Origin of the sequence: Pseudomonas sp. DTU12.1 (assembly GCF_009873475.1) — a bacterium.
In the GTDB taxonomy this organism is placed as follows: Bacteria; Pseudomonadota; Gammaproteobacteria; order Pseudomonadales; family Pseudomonadaceae; genus Aquipseudomonas; species Aquipseudomonas proteolytica.
Genome location: NZ_CP045254.1, coordinates 5,366,665 through 5,384,695 on the forward strand (window position 1 = coordinate 5,366,665; position 18,031 = coordinate 5,384,695).

Annotated in this window: 18 protein-coding genes; 6 read left to right on the forward strand and 12 right to left on the reverse strand. The window is 60.5% G+C overall.

The features are described from left to right. Nucleotides 1–3 precede the first annotated feature (3 nt). The 3 genes from rsfS to GDV60_RS23790 form a co-directional block, all read right to left on the reverse strand. Nucleotides 4–498 carry a ribosome silencing factor gene (rsfS, locus tag GDV60_RS23780; protein ID WP_032861691.1) on the reverse strand — a complete coding sequence of 165 codons (495 nt, stop codon included), beginning with the start codon at nucleotides 496–498 and terminating at the stop codon, nucleotides 4–6. A 70-nt stretch (nucleotides 499–568) separates the two neighbouring features. Further along, on the reverse strand, nucleotides 569–1,213 hold the full coding sequence (nadD, locus tag GDV60_RS23785) for a nicotinate-nucleotide adenylyltransferase (protein ID WP_029292264.1): 645 nt from the start codon (nucleotides 1,211–1,213) through the stop codon (nucleotides 569–571). Beyond that, nucleotides 1,213–2,478: a glutamate-5-semialdehyde dehydrogenase gene (locus GDV60_RS23790; RefSeq protein WP_159908911.1), complete on the reverse strand. Its 1,266-nt coding sequence runs from the start codon at nucleotides 2,476–2,478 to the stop codon at nucleotides 1,213–1,215. Before GDV60_RS23790 ends, nadD begins: the two co-directional genes overlap by 1 nt. Before the next feature lie 177 nt (nucleotides 2,479–2,655). On the opposite strand from GDV60_RS23790, the gene GDV60_RS23795 reads away from it, so the two are divergent. Next, nucleotides 2,656–3,339, forward strand: coding sequence for a DNA-3-methyladenine glycosylase (locus GDV60_RS23795; RefSeq protein ID WP_159908913.1), 684 nt, complete (start codon nucleotides 2,656–2,658; stop codon nucleotides 3,337–3,339). Between the two features lie 143 nt (nucleotides 3,340–3,482). Beyond that, nucleotides 3,483–4,799, forward strand: a complete 1,317-nt coding sequence (locus GDV60_RS23800; RefSeq protein WP_029292267.1) for a bifunctional DedA family/phosphatase PAP2 family protein — start codon at nucleotides 3,483–3,485, stop codon at nucleotides 4,797–4,799. 1 nt (nucleotide 4,800) lies between these two features. Here the strand turns inward: GDV60_RS23800 and GDV60_RS23805 are convergent, their stop codons facing one another. From GDV60_RS23805 to GDV60_RS23820, 4 genes are all read right to left on the reverse strand, one after another. Then, nucleotides 4,801–5,007, reverse strand: a complete 207-nt coding sequence (locus GDV60_RS23805; RefSeq protein WP_029292268.1) for a hypothetical protein — start codon at nucleotides 5,005–5,007, stop codon at nucleotides 4,801–4,803. A 107-nt stretch (nucleotides 5,008–5,114) separates the two neighbouring features. Then, nucleotides 5,115–5,705, reverse strand: coding sequence for an LON peptidase substrate-binding domain-containing protein (locus GDV60_RS23810; RefSeq protein WP_070995636.1), 591 nt, complete (start codon nucleotides 5,703–5,705; stop codon nucleotides 5,115–5,117). 21 nt (nucleotides 5,706–5,726) lie between these two features. Beyond that, nucleotides 5,727–6,443 (reverse strand): LrgB family protein, encoded by a 717-nt coding sequence (locus tag GDV60_RS23815; RefSeq protein WP_029292270.1) that lies wholly within the window; start codon nucleotides 6,441–6,443, stop codon nucleotides 5,727–5,729. Next, on the reverse strand, nucleotides 6,440–6,802 hold the full coding sequence (locus GDV60_RS23820; protein ID WP_029292271.1) for a CidA/LrgA family protein: 363 nt from the start codon (nucleotides 6,800–6,802) through the stop codon (nucleotides 6,440–6,442). The genes GDV60_RS23815 and GDV60_RS23820 overlap by 4 nt, the downstream gene beginning before the upstream one ends. 281 nt (nucleotides 6,803–7,083) lie before the next feature. Here GDV60_RS23820 and GDV60_RS23825 point away from each other — a divergent pair, with 281 nt between their 5' ends. The 3 genes from GDV60_RS23825 to GDV60_RS23835 all read left to right on the forward strand — a co-directional run bounded on the left by GDV60_RS23825 (nucleotide 7,084) and on the right by GDV60_RS23835 (nucleotide 10,066). Next, nucleotides 7,084–7,539, forward strand: coding sequence for a MaoC family dehydratase (locus GDV60_RS23825; protein WP_159908915.1), 456 nt, complete (start codon nucleotides 7,084–7,086; stop codon nucleotides 7,537–7,539). A gap of 138 nt (nucleotides 7,540–7,677) precedes the next feature. Further along, a complete protein-coding gene (locus tag GDV60_RS23830) occupies nucleotides 7,678–9,396 on the forward strand; it encodes a C13 family peptidase (RefSeq protein ID WP_092230683.1) in 1,719 nt (572 codons plus the stop codon). Nucleotides 9,397–9,424: 28 nt separating this feature from the next. Beyond that, the gene (locus GDV60_RS23835) at nucleotides 9,425–10,066 is read left to right on the forward strand and encodes an oxidoreductase (RefSeq protein ID WP_029292274.1); all 642 of its coding nucleotides are present in this window, start codon (nucleotides 9,425–9,427) and stop codon (nucleotides 10,064–10,066) included. A 150-nt stretch (nucleotides 10,067–10,216) separates the two neighbouring features. Here the strand turns inward: GDV60_RS23835 and GDV60_RS23840 are convergent, their stop codons facing one another. The 5 genes from GDV60_RS23840 to GDV60_RS23860 form a co-directional block, all read right to left on the reverse strand. Beyond that, nucleotides 10,217–10,501, reverse strand: a complete 285-nt coding sequence (locus tag GDV60_RS23840; RefSeq protein WP_029292275.1) for a YceK/YidQ family lipoprotein — start codon at nucleotides 10,499–10,501, stop codon at nucleotides 10,217–10,219. Continuing rightward, the gene (gene ubiX, locus GDV60_RS23845; RefSeq protein WP_038443595.1) at nucleotides 10,494–11,123 is read right to left on the reverse strand and encodes a flavin prenyltransferase UbiX; all 630 of its coding nucleotides are present in this window, start codon (nucleotides 11,121–11,123) and stop codon (nucleotides 10,494–10,496) included. The genes GDV60_RS23840 and ubiX overlap by 8 nt, the downstream gene beginning before the upstream one ends. Beyond that, complete coding sequence (gene mpl, locus GDV60_RS23850) at nucleotides 11,120–12,469, reverse strand: UDP-N-acetylmuramate:L-alanyl-gamma-D-glutamyl-meso-diaminopimelate ligase (RefSeq protein WP_133714658.1); 1,350 nt, start codon at nucleotides 12,467–12,469, stop codon at nucleotides 11,120–11,122. Before mpl ends, ubiX begins: the two co-directional genes overlap by 4 nt. A gap of 191 nt (nucleotides 12,470–12,660) precedes the next feature. Further along, entirely contained in the window at nucleotides 12,661–13,761 is a 1,101-nt protein-coding gene (locus tag GDV60_RS23855; protein ID WP_159908917.1) for a hypothetical protein, read from the reverse strand. A 404-nt stretch (nucleotides 13,762–14,165) separates the two neighbouring features. Further along, complete coding sequence (locus GDV60_RS23860) at nucleotides 14,166–16,085, reverse strand: sigma-54-dependent Fis family transcriptional regulator (RefSeq protein ID WP_159908919.1); 1,920 nt, start codon at nucleotides 16,083–16,085, stop codon at nucleotides 14,166–14,168. Nucleotides 16,086–16,376: 291 nt separating this feature from the next. On the opposite strand from GDV60_RS23860, the gene GDV60_RS23865 reads away from it, so the two are divergent. Further along, nucleotides 16,377–17,897 carry an aldehyde dehydrogenase family protein gene (locus GDV60_RS23865; protein ID WP_029292280.1) on the forward strand — a complete coding sequence of 507 codons (1,521 nt, stop codon included), beginning with the start codon at nucleotides 16,377–16,379 and terminating at the stop codon, nucleotides 17,895–17,897. Nucleotides 17,898–18,031 lie beyond the last annotated feature (134 nt).

Genomic DNA, 18,031 nt, shown 5'->3' on the forward strand with positions numbered 1-18,031 from the left:
TCCTTATTCCTGGTCTTTGTTGAGCTTGTCGAAGTGCGCGTGACCGACTTCCGGGCTGTGGTGCTTGCCATCGGCGGCACGGCTCTGCTCGGCGCCTTTCCACAGACGCTCCAGGTCGTAGAACTGACGAGCGTTGCTGGTCATCATGTGTACGATCACGGTGTCCAGGTCAGCCAGCACCCAGTCGCTGTCGCCCTTGCCTTCTTCACCCAATGGCTTGACGCCCTGGGCTTTGACGGCTTCGCGAACCTTGTCCAGCATCGCGCCGATCTGGCGGTTGGAGGTACCGGTGGCGATGATCATGAAGTCGGTGATGCTTTGCTTGTCACGCACGTCCAGGACCTGAATGTCCTGAGCCTTCACGTCTTCCAGGGCCGCGACGGCCAGCGCTACCAGCGCTTCACCCTCAGGAGCCGGGACCAACAGGGCTTCCACCGGCAACGGTGCGCTCTTGAACGTGCCTTTGCGCTTAACTTTGCTTACGTCTTTGTTCGTCATATAAAACTCGTTTTGCTCAATAGTTCGGGCGCTTCAATACACGATTATTCGTGCCTTCAAGCGCGCCTTTTCAGTTCGACGCACGGTAAAGCCCGTGCGCATCGATGTAGGCCAGGACCGCGTCAGGCACCAGGAAACGTACCGACTTACCGCTGGCCAGCAGTTGACGGATCTGGGTGGCGGACACCGCAAGCGGGGTCTGCCAGACGAATGCAATATTCCCGCTCGGCCCGGTCAGGGCCTGTGGGTCACTTACCGACCGCGCTGCCAGCAGGTTGCGCAAGGCATCCGGCGGTTCGCTGTCGGCATCCGGGCGTTGCAAAACCAGGATGTGGCAATGCTGGAGCAACTCTTCCCAGCGATGCCAAGTGGGCAGTCCGCAAAATGCGTCCCAGCCCAAAAGCAGAAACAACTGGTCATCGGCGGCCAACTCGGCCCGCGTCTGTTCCAGGGTGTCGATAGTGTAGGACGGTTTATCGCGCTTGAGTTCGCGGTCGTCCACCACCAACGGGGCAATGCCGGCCACCGCACACTGCACCATCGCCAGGCGCTCCTGCGCGCTGACTTGCGGCGTGTCCCGGTGCGGCGGCCTGGCGTTGGGGATCAGCCGCAGCTCTTGCAGCCCGAGGGTATCCGCCACTTCCAGGGCACTGCGCAAATGGCCGATGTGCACGGGGTCGAAGGTACCGCCGAACAGCCCGATGCGTTTACCCATCAAGTGCGCACATGACCGTCACCAAACACCACGTACTTCTCGCTGGTCAGGCCTTCCAGGCCAACCGGCCCACGGGCATGCAGCTTATCGGTGGAAATCCCGATCTCCGCCCCCAGGCCATACTCGAAGCCATCGGCAAAGCGTGTCGAGGCGTTGATCATCACCGAAGCGGAATCCACTTCGTTAAGGAAACGCCGGGCATCGCTGAAATGCTCGGAAACAATGGCGTCAGTATGCTTGGAGCCGTAGGTGTTGATGTGCTCGATGGCCTGGTCCAGATCGTCGACGATCCGAATCGACAGGATCGGCGCGGTGTATTCGGTGTACCAATCCTGCTCGGTCGCCTCGATCACATCGCTGCCCAACAGCGCCCGGGTACGCTCGCAACCCCGCAGTTCCACGCCCTTGTCACGGTAGATCGCAGCCAGCGGCGGCAACACGCGCTCGGCAATACCGGCGTGGACCAACAGGGTTTCCATGGTGTTGCACGGCGCATAGCGATGGGTCTTGGCGTTATCGGCAATGCGGATCGCCTTGTCGAGATCGGCCGCCACATCGATAAAGACGTGGCAGACGCCATCCAGGTGCTTGATCACTGGCACCTTGGCATCACGGCTGACGCGCTCGATCAGGCTCTTGCCACCGCGCGGCACGATCACGTCGACAAACTCAGGCATGGTGATCAACGCGCCCACGGCCGCGCGGTCGGTGGTTTCCACCACTTGCACCACTTCGGCCGGCAACTCTGCCACGGCCAGGCCCTGCTGGATGCATGCGGCGATAGCGCGGTTGGAGTTGATGGCCTCTGAGCCGCCACGCAGGATGGTGGCGTTACCGGACTTCAGGCACAGGCTCGCGGCGTCGATGGTCACGTTCGGGCGCGACTCATAGATGATGCCGATCACGCCCAGGGGCACGCGCATCTTGCCAACCTGGATGCCTGACGGCAGGTAGCGCATGTCGCGGATTTCGCCGATGGGGTCAGGCAGCTTGGCCACCTGGCGCAGCCCTTCGATCATGTCGTCGATACGTGTCGGCGTCAGCGCCAGGCGATCCAGCAATGCCGGCTCCAGACCATTGGCCCGGCCGTTGGCCAGGTCCAACTCGTTGGCGGCGGTCAACTCGGAGCGCGAGGCATCCAGAGCATCGGCGGCAGCCAGCAGGGCACGGTTCTTCTGCGCGGTGCTCGCACGGGCGATCAACCGCGAGGCCTGACGGGCAGCGCGGCCCAGGCGGGTCATGTAGTCAAGAACGGACTCAGTCATGGTCTGGTGGGGTCTTGGCAAAGAGGAAAGCGGCAGATTATAGCTGTCGCGCCGTCCTACGGACAGCGGTGAGGGGCGGATGGTCGAAATGAACTGTAAAAACTCGACGTTCAGCGGTGATTAAGCCTGGAGTTGATATCATCCTGTCACATTTGGCCTGCGCAACCGCCCTTCGTTATGTCCAGTTCACCCCCCAAGTACCCCGCCAAGCCCCTGCCTGATGGGTTTTTCGACCGCGACGCACAAACGCTCGCGAAAGATTTGCTGGGCAAAGTCATCCGTCATCGTGTCGGCGAGGTGTGGCTGTCGGCGCGAATTATTGAAACCGAAGCCTATTACCTGGCCGAAAAAGGCAGCCATGCGTCCCTCGGCTACACAGAAAAGCGTAAGGCTTTGTTTCTGGATGGCGGCCACATCTATATGTACTACGCCCGTGGTGGCGACTCCCTGAACTTCAGCGCCCAGGGGCCGGGCAATGCCGTGCTGATCAAGTCGGCCTACCCGTGGGTGGATGAGGTTTCAGGGCCTGCAAGCCTGGCGCAGATGCTGTTGAACAATCCCGACACCAGCGGCCGCCCGCGCCCGGCCCACAAGCTCTGCGCCGGGCAGACGTTGCTGTGCAAGGCCCTGGGTTTGAAAGTGCCGATGTGGGACGCCAAGCGCTTCGACCAGGCGCTGCTCTACGTGGAGGATGTGGGCCTGGCGCCCACGCAAATTATCCAGACCACCCGCCTGGGCATTCCCGGCGGGCGCGATGAACACCTGATGTATCGCTTCGTCGATGCTGACTTCGCACCCTATTGCACGCGGAACCCGTTGCGACGCGGCCAGGTCGAAGGCCGCGATTACGTTTTGATTTGAATATCTGAAACAACCGTTTCTGCTGGAAATGGCATCTGCAACACAGCCGATGCCCTGTAGGAGCTGGCTTGCCAGCCCCTACAAGGGTCGCCGGTGTTTTGAGAAGCGCATTCCAGGCAGCGGTTCATTGATGGAGTGATTGTATGGGCCCATGGCTCGATGGCATTACCGGCTGGCTGACCCTCAATCCGCAATGGCTGGCGGCAGCGGTGTTTATCGTCGCCTTTGTGGAATGCCTGGCCATCGCCGGGATTATCGTGCCGGGTACGGTGCTGCTGTTCGCCATTGCCGCACTGGCCGGCAGCGGCGCGCTGTCCCTGGGCGAGACCTTGCTGCTGGGCTTGCTCGGCGGGCTGCTGGGCGATGGGATTTCCTACTACCTGGGTCGGCATTTCCACCAGAACATCCGGCGCCTGCCCGGCCTGCGTCATCATCCCGAATGGATGGACGGGGCCGAGGCCTACTTTCAGAAGTACGGCATCGTCAGCCTGCTGGTAGGACGCTTCATTGGCCCACTACGCCCCATGCTGCCCATGGTCGCCGGGATGTGCGACATGCCATTCCCGCGCTTTGCTGCCGTCAGCGTGCTGGCCGCCGCCGGCTGGTCGGTCGCCTACCTGTTGCCTGGCTGGGCCGCAGGTGCAGCGTTCCGCCTGCCGCTGCCCGAAGGGTTCTGGCCTGAGGCTGGGGTGGTTGCCGCCTGCCTGGCCGTGTTGTTCGGTATCGCCCTCAACAGCACCCTGCGCGGCCACCGCCGCGCCACTCTGTGGGTGGGCTGCGCCAGCCTGGCCTTGTTGATTGCGATGTTTATCGGTTATCCGTACCTGAACCACTTTGACCAGGGATTGATGGCCCTGGTCCAGGAGCATCGAAGCCCAACCATGGACCGGGTCATGGTGATGATCACGCAGTTGGGCGAGTTCAAGAAGATGTTCGTCGCCAGCGCCGTGCTGACCGGCCTGCTGTTCCTGGCACGGCAATGGCGCCAGGGGATCTTTGTCGGCGCCACACTGCTGGGCGCCGCGCTGATCAATACCGGGAGCAAGCTGTTCTTTGCCCGTGGCCGACCAGAAATCCTCGTCGACCCACTGACCAGCTTCAGCATGCCCAGCGGTCACGCCTCGGGCTCGTTTGCGTTCTTCCTCGCGTTGGCGGTGCTGGCCGGTCGCGGCCAACCGATTCGCATGCGTCTGGCCTGGCTGCTGCTGGGGGCTATCCCGGCCGCCGCCATTGCACTGTCACGGGTGTATCTGGGGGCGCACTGGCCGAGCGATATCCTGGCTGGCACCTTGCTGGCAATGACGGTTTGCGCCTTCAGCCTAACGCTGAGCCAGCGCCAGAGCTCGCTACCGCCCATGGCGCCAAAGGTCTGGTGGCTGATCGTGCCGGGATGCGTGGCGGTTCTGGGGTTCTTTGCCCTGACCGGGACCTCCCACGCCTTGCTGCGCTACGCCTACTGATCTAGGCCGGACCAACCCAGTCCACGGGAGTGCTACGCCGCTCAGCACAGCGCTCCCGGCGTTCGAACAACATCTCATCGGCGATTTCGGCAGCCCGCTCGGCAATGTACTCCGGGCCACGATCGCCGGCCTGCTGAATCAATTGCGCGGTCACACTGACAAAAAAAGCATCCCAGATCGGCTGCTCCGATGGCGGCAATCGAATCATGTTCATTCCCTGATAGTAGTGGCTGAAGCTCCACTATTTCAGGCGATGGGCACCCAGCATCGAAGAAAAATCCGAACCTTGCGCGGATGAATCCGAGACAACCCGGCTCAGGGAAACAGTTCACCCTGCAACTCATCCAGCAGCAATTGGATCGCATCCAGACGCTGCTGGGGGTCGTCGAGTTGCAGCAACTTGATCTTGTCTGCATCGGTGAACGGCAACAAGTAGGCCAGGCGGTTGCCCAACACCTGCTGCCCCTGCGCATCGGCGCCCATGTCCAACGAGGCGACCATCGGGTGCTCCGCCAGGGCCTCAAGCAGCGCCAACAAATCAGCATCCTCCTCGTCCAACGGCCGCTCGGGGAGGTCTTCCAGCCACTCGACATCTGCTACCAACAGTTGATCACGCTGCACATCCGCCTCGCGCACCCGAAACCTGCGCCCACCCTCGACCCTAATCCCCAGCAAGCCATTGTCCTGCTGCTTGAAATCACGAATCAGCGCTTCGCAACCAATCACTGCATAGCCATCGGGCGCCAGGCCGACTTCCTGGCCATCAAGGATGCAGACCACACCAAAGCCTTCGCCCTTTTTCATGCAGCGGCCGATCATGTCCAGGTAGCGCGCCTCGAACAGTTGCAGGTCGAGGGTGCAGCCTGGAAACAGCACCGTATTGAGAGGGAACAGCGCCAGACTCATAAAGCGTTCCTTAAACCCGATTTAAATCACCAAAGACACGGCCAGTGGCAGGAACACTGCCGTGGCCACGCCCATCAAACTCATCGCCAGTGCGGCAAAGGCCCCGCACTCTTCGCTTTCCTGCAAGGCCACCGAGGTGCCGACCGCGTGGGCGGTCATGCCCAGGGCCATGCCCCGTGCCTCAGGGCTGTGCACCCCCAGGCGAGACAGGAAAGCCGGCCCGATCATCGCACCGATCACCCCGGTGATCAGCACGAACACCGCCGCCAGCGCCGCGACGCCGCCGATCTGCTCGGCCACCAGCATGGCGATAGGCGAGGTCACGGACTTGGGCGCCATGGTCATCAGCACCATATGTTCGGCACCAAACCACCAGCCGAGCCACACACACAGGCCGGTGGCAAACACCCCGCCCACCATCAGCGTAGTAAAAATCGGCCAGAACAACTGGCGGATCCGCCGCAGGTTCAAATACAGCGGCACCGCCAGCGCCACGGTGGCCGGGCCCAGCAAGATGCTCATGATCTCGGTGCTTTTGCGGTACTCGACATAGGTCAACCCGCACCCCAGCAGCACGCCGATCACCAGCAACATCGAGACCAGTACCGGCTGCAGGAAGATCCAGCGGGTTTTCTCGAACCCCGCCAGTACCAGTTGATAGGCGCCCAACGTGATGCCAATACCAAACAAGGGATGGTGGATCACCGCCGCCCACGCGCCCTGCCAATCGAAGGTCATTGCCCCTCCTCCCGCCGCGCCTGGCGCTTGACCAGTTTTTGCATCATCACACCAACAACGCCCATGGCGATTACCAGCGACAGGACCAACGCCCCGACGATGGCCCAGAAATCGGCGGCAATGTCCTTGGCATATACCATCACCCCCACCGCTGGCGGCACCAGCAGCAGTGGCAGGTAACGCAGCAGGCTGCTGGCCGCCAGGCTCAGCGGTTCACCGACCTCGCCGCGCCACACCAGATACGCCAGCAGCAACAGCAAGCCGACAATCGGCCCCGGCAAGATCGGCAGGAACAAGTGATTGATCGCCGTGCCCAGCAATTGAAACAACACCAGCCAAGTCAGACCGCGTAACAGCATGGGTTTTCTCCCCCCAAAAGCCCGTGGGCATTATAAGCACGCCGCTCCTATGAACAGGCATTCGCCAAAAGCATGGTGGGTTGACCGGGCCATTTGCCCATGATGATCTACATTGGTTCTCGGGAATCCACCTAAAACAATAACCCCCTATAGGAACGAGCTTGCTCGCGAAAGCCGTCGACGATAACGGGTGCACCCAGGCAGTACGCGGTGACATTGGGTTTTTCGCGAGCAAGCTCGCTCCTACAAGGGAATAGATTGATGAACCAAGGAGAGTCGCAATGCCTTTCGTACCTGTAGTGCAACTCAATGAATATGTCGGCAAGGAACTGGGACGTTCCGCATGGCTCACCATCGACCAGGAGCGTATCAACCTGTTCGCAGAAGCGACCGGCGATTTTCAGTTCATCCACGTCGATCCGGTAAAAGCCGCCCAGACCCCATTTGGCAGCACCATTGCCCATGGTTTCCTGTCGCTGTCGTTGATCCCCAAGTTGATCGAAGACATCCTGATCATGCCCGAGGGCCTGAAGATGGCGGTCAACTACGGCCTGGACAGCGTGCGCTTTATCCAGCCGGTGAAGGTCAACTCCAAGGTGCGCCTGGCAGTGACCCTCACCGACGCCACCGAGAAAAAGCCGGGGCAGTGGCTGCTCAAGGCCACTTGCACCCTGGAAATCGAGGGCCAGGAAAAACCCGCCTACATCGCCGAATCATTGTCACTGTGCTTCGTCTGATACATCTGTAGGAGCCGGCTTGCCGGCGATAGCGCCAGCAGTCGCGCCATCGCCGACAAGTCTGTATTAGCACACAGACCACTAGGTATAGCTTCCCCCGCTGCGGCATACTCGGCGCTCAATTATCCGGATCCCGCTATGCGCCCAATCGTTCCCCTTGCTCTGGCCTTGTTGCTCACCGCTTGCGGCGACGGCGAACCCCTGTTGCCGCCCGACGCCCGGCTGCCGGACGGCGGGCGTTATCGCGGGGATGTGGTCGATGGGCTGTTGCAAGGCCAGGGCCGGGTGGACTACCCCAACGGCAGTTGGTACGCCGGGCAATTCGACAAGGGCCAGTGGCATGGCCAGGGCGAATGGCACGGCAGCAATGGCGAAGTCTATAAAGGTCAGTTCCAGCAAGGTCTGTTCGATGGCCAGGGCACCCTGACCACCGCAGCCAACACCTATGTCGGCGGCTTCAAGCAAGGCCGGCGCAACGGCGAAGGCACCCTCCGAGAGGGGCAGATGACCTATCGCGGCGAATTCAAGGACGACCAGTATTCCGGCCTCGGCCGCCTGGAGTTGGCGGACGGCAGCCAATACCAGGGGCTGTTCGCCCACGGCAAACCCAACGGTGAAGGCCAGCGCAACGACGACAGCGGCAACCAGTTCAGCGGTCACTTCGTCAATGGCCAACTGGAAGGCAACGGCACCTTCAACAGTGCCGAAGGCGACATGTACATCGGCCACTTCAAGCAGAACCAACTCAACGGCAAGGGCCGCTACGAAAACGCCGACGGCGATGTGTGGACCGGCGAGTTCCGCGAAGGCGCCCTCAGCGGCAAAGGTGAACTGACCGGTGTGGATGGCAGCCATTACATCGGGCAATTCAGTGATTGGCGCTTCACCGGTGAAGGGCGCCTGAACCTCAGCGATGGCAGTTTCTACATCGGTGGCTTCGACAACGACAGCTATCACGGGCAAGGCACCCTGGTGCTCACCGATGGCACGGTACAGGCCGGGACCTGGGCCAATGGCCTGCGCGTACGCGATGCCGACGGCAAGCTGTTGCCCGATGCCCTGGAGGTCGGGGTACTGGCCCAGGGGCGTCTGCTCGATAACGCCCTTGCCGCCGTGCCGGCGTCGACCCCGGCGGTCGAGTTGTACACCCTGGTGGTGGCCGGCGACGGCAAGCAAAGCGTATTCCTGCGCGAGGCCGACTATGTCAGCAACCTGCTGGCCAGCCGTTTCGGCGCCCGCGGGCAGATCCGCCTGGTCAACCATCGCGACCACATCGCCGACCGCCCGATGGCAACCCGCGAAAGCCTGCGCCGTGCCGTGCAGACCCTGGCCGAGCGCACCGGCCCCGAAGACCTGGTGTTTATCTACCTGACCAGCCACGGCACCCACGAACACCAACTGGTGCTCGACCAACCCCGCATGGAACTGGCCGACCTGCCGAGCGACGAACTGGCAGCGGTGATGGCGCCGCTGAAAAACCGCGACAAGGTCATCGTGATTTCAGCCTGCTACTCCGGTGGATTTATCCCGGCGCTCAAGGATGATCACACCCTGATCATGACCGCCTCGCGCGCCGATCGTGTGTCGTTTGGCTGCTCGGAAGAAGCCGACTTCACCTACTTTGGCGATGCCTTGTTCGCCCAGGCCCTGACCCAGACCGACGATTTGCAACATGCCTTCAAGCTGGCCCAACGGCATGTGACCGAACGCGAAATGGCTGACAACTTCGAAGCCTCCGAACCACAGATCTGGGCCCCCAAGAGCGTCATCGCCCGCTGGCAATTATTACGCAAACAGCAGGCACGAAAGGCGCTGGAAAGCGTCTCTATCAATAGCAAGGAAGCAAAGAGCAACTAAGCTGAAACTGTATCAAGGGGGAAATACCATGTACTTGACGCCTCAGCATATATTGCTTGCCGGAGCCTCGGGCTTGACCGGGGAACATCTGCTGGACCGCCTGCTCAACGAGCCCACCGTCACCCGCGTATTGGCGCCCAGCCGCCGCCCGCTGGCCGAACACCCGCACCTGGAAAACCCGGTCGGCGATCCCAACGTATTGCTGCCACAACTGAGCGGCCGGGTCGACCTGGCCTTCTGCTGCCTGGGCACCACCTTGAAAAAGGCCGGCTCGGAGGAAGCCTTTCGCGCGATCGACCTGGACCTGGTGGTAGCGTTCGGCAAGCGCGCACGGGAGATGGGCGCACGGCACCTGATTGTGATCAGCGCCATTGCCGCCGATCCAAAGTCCTCGGTGTTCTACAACCGGGTCAAAGGGGAAATGGAGCAGGCGTTGCAGGCCCAGGACTGGCCGCAGTTGACCATCGTGAGGCCTTCGCTGCTGCTGGGCGAACGGCTGGAGACCCGGCTCGCGGAAAAGCTCGCGGGCCCGCTGTCGCGGCTGATTCCCGGCAAATATCGCGGCATTGAAGTGTGTGAACTGGCCCGGGCCATGTGGCGCCTGGCGCTGGAAGAGCAGGATGGAGTGCGGATCGTCGAGTCGGACGAGTTGCGCAAGCTCGGCAAGTGAGTCTGTTCAACGGTTTTGCACCGGCCCAATGTGGGAGCGGGCTTGCTCGCGAAGGCGTAGTGTCAGTCAATGGATCAGGTGACTGACACTGCGCCTTCGCGAGCAAGCCTGCTCCCACATTTCAGGTCGGTGTTACACCTTGGCTCAGCGTTACAACCCACCCGTCGCATTGAACCCAACCCCCAATACCGTCAACGCCGACAGCGGCAACAGCAGTGTGTCGAGCAACGCACTGGCTGGCAGATCAAGGCCCGGATAGCTCGGCGCTTCGGCGCCAAAGCGGTCCATGGCGCAACAACCACCCTGCATCGCATACAAGTCCAGGCGCGTCCCCGCATACACCACTGGCGCGCCGGGCTTGGCCGCATCCAGGGTGCGCGCGGTGGCGCAGCCCATCAGTTGCAGTGCCAGCACCATCAACAAGAATTTATTCATCACTGCTCAAATGATGCTCACCCCAACGCGGCAACATGTCCTGGGGGATATTCAGCAGGTTGAGAATCCGCGCCACCACGAAATCCACCAGGTCATCGATGGTCTGTGGCTGATGATAGAAGCCCGGCGAGGCCGGCAGGATAGTCACGCCCATATTCGACAGCTTGAGCATATGCTCCAGGTGAATGCTCGAGTAAGGCGCCTCGCGCGGCACCAGGATCAACTGGCGGCGTTCCTTCAAGGTCACGTCCGCCGCGCGCTCGATCAGGTTATTGCAAGCGCCGGTGGCGATCGCCGACAACGTGCCGGTGGAGCATGGCACCACCACCATCGCCGCAGGCGCACCGGAGCCGGAGGCCACCGGTGACATCCAGTCTTCCTTGCCATAGACCTTGATCTGCCCTGCCGCCGCACCGGTGTATTCGGTGAGGAAGGCCTGCATCATCTGCACCTTGGGCGGCAGCGAGACGTCAGTCTCGGTGGCCATCACCAATTGCGCGGCCTTGGAAATCAGGAAATGCACCTCGCGGTCTTCACGCACCAGGCAATCGAGCAAACGCAACCCATAAGGCGCGCCGGACGCGCCGGTCATCGCCAGGGTAATGCGCTCCGGGCCGCTCATTGCAGCGCCTCGGCCAGTTTGCCGTGCAAGCCGCCGAAGCCGCCATTGCTCATGATCACCACGTGGGTCCCCGGTTTGGCCTGGCTCTTGACCCGCTCAATGATGCCTTCCAGGGAATCGCTGACAATCGACGGCACGCTGCAGAGTTTGGCAACGGCCGCCAAGTCCCAGCCCAGGTTGGCCGGCGCGTACCACACAACCTGGTCGGCATCGTTGACGCTTTCCGGCAGGCCGTCGCGGTGTGCACCGAGTTTCATGGAGTTGGAACGCGGCTCGATGATCGCGATCACCGGCGCATCGCCAACGCGCTTGCGCAGGCCGTCGAGGGTGGTGGCAATCGCCGTAGGGTGGTGGGCAAAGTCGTCGTAGATGGTAATCCCATTCACTTCGGCAACCTTTTCCATGCGCCGCTTGACGCTCTTGAACGCGCTCAGCGCCGCAATGCCCATGGCCGGCACCACACCGACATGACGCGCCGCCGCGAGAGTGACCAAGGCGTTGGCGACGTTGTGCTGGCCGGTCATGTCCCAGTCGACGATGCCTTGGGGCTCGCCCTCGAACAGCACTTCGAACCGGGACCCGTCCTCGCGCAGCAACTTGACCTGCCACTGCCCGCCCGCGCCGGTGGTTTGCACTGGCGTCCAGCAACCCATGTCGATCACGCGCTGCAAGGCCGGTTCGGTGGTCGGATGGATCACCAGGCCTTCGCTTGGGATGGTGCGCACCAAGTGATGGAACTGCCGCTCGATAGCCGGCAGATCGGGGAAGATGTCTGCGTGATCGAACTCCAGGTTGTTCAGGATCGCCGTGCGCGGACGGTAGTGGACGAACTTGGAGCGTTTATCGAAGAAGGCACTGTCGTATTCATCGGCCTCGATCACAAAGAATGGGGTATCACCCAGGCGTGCCGACACCGAAAAGTTCTGCGGGACGCCGCCGATCAGGAAGCCAGGGCTCATGCCCGCGTGTTCCAGGACCCAGGCCAGCATGCTGCTGGTGGTGGTCTTGCCGTGCGTACCGGCAACCGCCAGCACCCAGCGCCCTTGCAGCACATGATCGGCCAACCATTGCGGGCCGGAGACATAGGGCAAACCTTTGTTGAGCACGTATTCCACGGCGGGGTTGCCACGGGACATGGCATTGCCGATCACCACCAGGTCTGGGGCCGGGTCAAATTGCGCCGGATCGTAGCCCTGGGTCAATTCAATGCCCTGGGCCTGCAATTGCGTGCTCATGGGCGGATAGACGTTGGCGTCGGAGCCCGTGACGTGATGGCCCAGCTCTTTAGCCAGGACAGCCATTGAGCCCATGAAGGTGCCGCAAATACCGAGAATATGAATGTGCATAGTGGACCTCGTAAAACATCGAGGCAGGTTAGCGCAGGGCGTGGAAAATCGCACTCTTTTACTGCGCCCCGAAGAGTTGCAATCACGCCTGGTACTTGGGCATTGCTGCACAGTACCAGGCTTGATTGCGCACCTTTGGCGAAACAAACAAATGCACTCTGGCTAACGAATCAGAAACAATGAAACTTGCCTCACACCGTCTGAGGCTTTCTCGTCTCCACCTCCCGCACCGCCAGAAGTCTGCCTATGCCATTACTATTGAGATGTTCATACCTTTTATCCAGCGCATCCAACCTGGCAGTAACACTTTTCGACCCTACTGTTGAATCATCTTTATAGGGTTTGTAAATAAATCCGTTTTGCTCCGAAACTTCCGCCATGTTTTTCTCGGACGCATCGTAAATCTTTTCCATCAAATCAAGGCGTTCATTTATGTCAACTGGCCATGTCGAGCTTTTTTCCAGGGCCTTACCATCTCCCCCTTCAACCATGGCCTGAATCGTATTGACGGCATACGTCATTTTTAACTCAGCACTTTCTGTACGCGTCTTAACCAATGCAGCACTTTGTTCTGCCCCACCACTTCCCGCCGCAGAAGCAGCATTGGCGGCCTGGCTTGGGGCGGGCTGATGAGCCGGAGGAAGTAGCGGGGTATTGGCAGCAAAATTACCTTTGATGGTTTCGCCCGTCCAGACAGACCCCGCGTAGGTACCAATACTCAGCGGAGTGCTGACAAGTCCGTTTACGGAGGCGTTCACAAAAGCATCGCGCGTGACGGTTTTCAAGCTAGTGTCCGTTTTGAACACCCCGGCCTTGACCAGACGATCAGCTGAAACCAGATTGGCCGCCACATCACCGAATGTTTTCGGTTTGGCAACAGCGGGTTTGGCCGGGCCGGTGAGTGATGAATTTGGGTGCTGCGCTTTGAACACCATCTCCCTGAATTTAGTCACCCCCTGGGTGTTTGAGGGGCCTACTGGCCGGGTAGGGCCCAGAGTAGAGGTGGGTTTATAAGCATGTGCTATCAAATTAGTCTTGGGGGGCTTTGGACTTACAAAAGAATAAATTTTGGAGCCTATCCCCTTAAACCCCCTCTTAGTCCGTGTATTGATTTCATCCAAGGATTCACCAGCGGTATTCCCCTCGCTGGATGCTTGCGTCTTCTGCTTATCCACGGACGCACTCCAATCTGAGGCCCCTTTCGTGCCGGCAGCTGCCTGCTGGCCCGGCGCCTCGGACACCCAGTCCTTTACCTGAAAGGAGGTTGAAACAGGGGAGCCTGTAATATTCATGTCTTCACCCATAGTATATGCATGTAACTATTAATTTTACTTATCCCTAAACCTGAAAACCCAATGCAATGATTCGTCCCTTACCCCTAAGTATTAAAAAAACAAAACTTAGTTCCACCCAATACACATTTAAAATCAGATATGAAATTTTGCTCCAGGCAAAACAACCGCTCATCACTTCGAACAGCACCAAAAGCAAAAAAATATCAAATAGATACCGCCAGAAAATTATTTCCAGCCAGCCGCCCGCCACATAAGTTTCATAAGAACTTCATATCAAACATATTTATATACTACAAAATGCGATCAAAACATCGCCGACTTGCCCACCGGTACCTTTTGTAAAAGGCGAGCGTGGGCGAGTCTTCCAAAAGACAGTAAGAGAGCAGGAGTCTCCCTTGACGTCACTCTGCTGCGGAGCGCAAAGCGATACCATGCTTGCGTAACTTGCGGTATAGCGTATTACGACTAACACCCAACTGTTCTGCTGCCTGGGTCATATGCCAGCGCTGCTGTTCGAGCGTGGTCAACAGTGCCAAGCGCTCGGCGTCCTCCAGCGGCTGTTTTTCCCGCGGTACGGTAATTTGCACCTGGGAAGGCACCTGGCGAATCATTGCCGGCAAATCGCCCACCCCTATCCGCCCACCGTCACACAGCGCGGTCAAGGTACGTAGTACCGTACGCAGTTGCCGGACGTTCCCCGGCCAGGAAAAGTCCAGCAGCGCCTGACGGGCATCGCCATCCAGTTCTATCCCCTGCCCTTCTGCCTCTTGCGCCAGCACAAAGTCCAGTAGCTGCGACTTGTCGCTACGCTCACGCAACGCCGGCAACGCCACCTCCAGACCATTGAGGCGATAGTACAAGTCCTCACGGAAGGTGCCGTCGGCCACCCGCATCAACAAATCACGGTGGGTTGCGCTGATGATGCGCACGTTCACTGCTTGCGGTTCACCGCCGATGGGCACCACCAATCGGTCTTCCAGCACCCTTAATAGCCGGGTTTGCAGGGCCAGGGGCATATCGCCGATTTCATCGAGAAACAAGGTGCCACCGTCAGCCTGTTGCAGCTTGCCACGCATGCCTTCCTTGCGGGCCCCGGTGAAACTGCCGCCGCGATAACCGAACAGCTCGCTCTCGATCAGGCTTTCAGGGATGGCTGCGCAGTTCAGGGCCACGAAGGCTTTGTCGGCGCGCTGGCTGGCATGGTGGACGGCCTTGGCAAAGGCCTCCTTGCCGGAGCCGGTTTCGCCATTGACCAACAACGGTACGTCCCGCTCAAACACCCGCAAGGCCTTGCGAAAGTCGCTCTGCAGCGCCTCATCTCCCAGGCAGATCCCCGCCAGCCGGGGCCGCTCGACCGGCGGTGGCGCCGACACCACCGGGCTCGGGGCGCGCCGCGCCTCGCCACGCAGTACCGCAAACACGCTGCGCCCGTCACGGGTACGCAAAGGCCAACTGGCGCTGGCATTGGCGCGACCGAGCAATTGATCCAGGGTGCAGTCGAAAAACATCTCCACCGGCAGGCCCAGCAAGCGCCCCCGTGGCAGGCCCAACAAGTTCTGCGCACTTTGGTTGAGCGCACAGATCCGCCCTTCGCCGTCGAATGCCAGCAGCCCTTCGCTGAACAGGCCCACGGATTCGGCCTGCAGGTGGAAACGCAGCAACCAGTGATTTTCGAAGTGCCGCAGGAAATAACAGCTCTCGATCATCTTCGCCGAAAGATTGACCAGCGCCATGGTGTGGAACTGGCTCTGGCGCGACACCGCTTCGCGGGCCGACGACACGTCAAGCACCGCCAGCAGGTCGCCATGGGGATCAAACACCGGGCTCGCCGAGCAGGTCAGCCCGGTATGGCGACCGCGAAAGTGTTCATCGCGATGAATGGTCAGGGCCTGGCGCTCCACCAGGCAGGTGCCGATACCGTTGGTGCCTTCGCAGGCTTCGCTCCAGTCGGCGCCGAGCCATAACCCGGCACCCTCGAATACCTTGCGTTCGCTGGGCGCAGTGACGCAATTGAGGATCACCCCGCGCGCATCGGTCAGCAGCACCGCATGGCCGGCGCCAGAGAGTTGTTGATGCAAACTGTTCATTTCGTTGCCGGCGATGTGCAGCACTTGCTGCAGGCGCTCGCGGCTTTCCAGCAGGCGCTCATGCTCGAGCACCGTGGGCGCGACGGTCAACGTCGGGTCGAGGTGATAGTCCTCTACGCAGCGCAGCCAGGAGCGGGCAATCGATGGGTCGCTGCCAGGACCGTGCAACGGGTCTTGCCCACGGGTGACGGTCAGGACTTGCCGGGCATGGCGGCTGAAATGATCGTTGTGCATGTTCTTATTGTTCTCCTGTTGCGCGGGACACACCGCGGACCGGGACGCCCAGCATCCTCCAGGCCTGGGCGCATTGCAATCCCGCGGCGACCCATGGGTCACAAGCTGTATCGCTTATGGCACAAAGTGTCACCCTGACTGTACCGCCGGTGTCACAGCAAAGCCTTGCAACAAACCCCAAGCCCTTGATTTACCTGCGCTGCAGGGCGCTGGCCCGACCTTTGCTCTACGCTTTATCAAGCGCAGCAATGCTGCACTCCAATAAACACAAGAAGTCAGGAGATACCCACCATGCGTTACGCACACCCTGGTACCGAAGGCGCTATCGTTTCGTTCAAGGCCAAGTACGGCAACTACATCGGTGGCGAATTTGTGGCACCGGTCGACGGCAACTACTTCACCAATACTTCGCCAGTGAACGGCAAGCCCATCGCCGACTTCCCGCGCTCCACGGCCAAGGATATCGACAAGGCGCTGGACGCCGCCCACGCCGCCGCTGATGCCTGGGGCAAGACCTCGGCCCAGGACCGTTCGCTGGTGCTGCTGAAAATCGCCGACCGCATCGAACAGAACCTGGAACTGCTGGCCATCACCGAAACCTGGGACAACGGCAAGGCGGTACGCGAGACCCTCAACGCCGATATCCCCCTCGCCGCCGACCACTTCCGCTACTTCGCTGGCTGCATCCGCGCCCAGGAAGGCAGCAGCGCCGAGATCAACGAACACACCGCCGCCTACCACTTCCATGAGCCCCTGGGCGTGGTCGGGCAGATCATCCCGTGGAACTTCCCCCTGCTGATGGCCGCCTGGAAACTCGCGCCAGCCCTGGCCGCCGGCAACTGCGTGGTACTCAAGCCCGCCGAGCAGACCCCACTGGGCATCAACGTGCTGATGGAAGTGATCGGCGACCTGCTGCCACCCGGCGTGCTGAACGTGGTTCACGGTTTCGGCAAGGAGGCAGGCGAAGCCCTGGCCACCAGCAAGCGCATCGCCAAGATCGCCTTCACCGGCTCCACCCCGGTGGGCTCGCACATCATGCATTGCGCGGCCGAGAACATTATTCCGTCCACCGTTGAGCTGGGCGGCAAGTCGCCGAACATCTTCTTCGCCGACATCATGAAAGCCGAGCCGCAATTTATCGAAAAGGCCGCCGAAGGCCTGGTGCTGGCGTTCTTCAACCAAGGCGAAGTGTGCACCTGCCCATCCCGTGCGCTGGTGGAAGAGTCGATCTACGACGACTTCATGAAAGTGGTGATGAAGAAGGTTGAGTCGATCAAGCGTGGCGACCCGCTGGACACTGACACCATGGTTGGCGCCCAGGCGTCCGAGCAGCAGTTCGACAAGATCCTGTCGTACCTGGAAATCGCCAAGGGCGAAGGTGCCGAGTTGCTGACCGGCGGCAAAGTGGAAAAACTGACCGGCGATCTGGCCACCGGCTATTACATCCAGCCGACCCTGCTCAAAGGCACCAACAAGATGCGCGTGTTCCAGGAAGAAATCTTTGGCCCGGTGGTGAGCATCACGACCTTCAAGGATGAAGCCGAAGCACTGGCGATCGCCAACGACACCGAGTTTGGCCTGGGCGCAGGCTTGTGGACCCGCGATATCAACCGTGCGTACCGTATGGGCCGGGCGATCAAAGCCGGGCGCGTGTGGACCAACTGCTACCACCTGTACCCCGCGCATGCGGCGTTTGGTGGCTACAAGAAGTCCGGGGTGGGTCGTGAGACACACAAGATGATGTTGGATCACTATCAGCAGACCAAAAACCTGCTGGTGAGCTACGACATCAACCCACTGGGTTTCTTCTAAGTTTCGTCAGCACCACACTCCCACACTTGAAATGCAATCAAGTGTGGGAGCTGGCTTGCCTGCGATGAGGCCAGTACAGCCAATACTCATGTTGAATGTGAAACCGCTATCGCAGGCAAGCCAGCTCCCACACT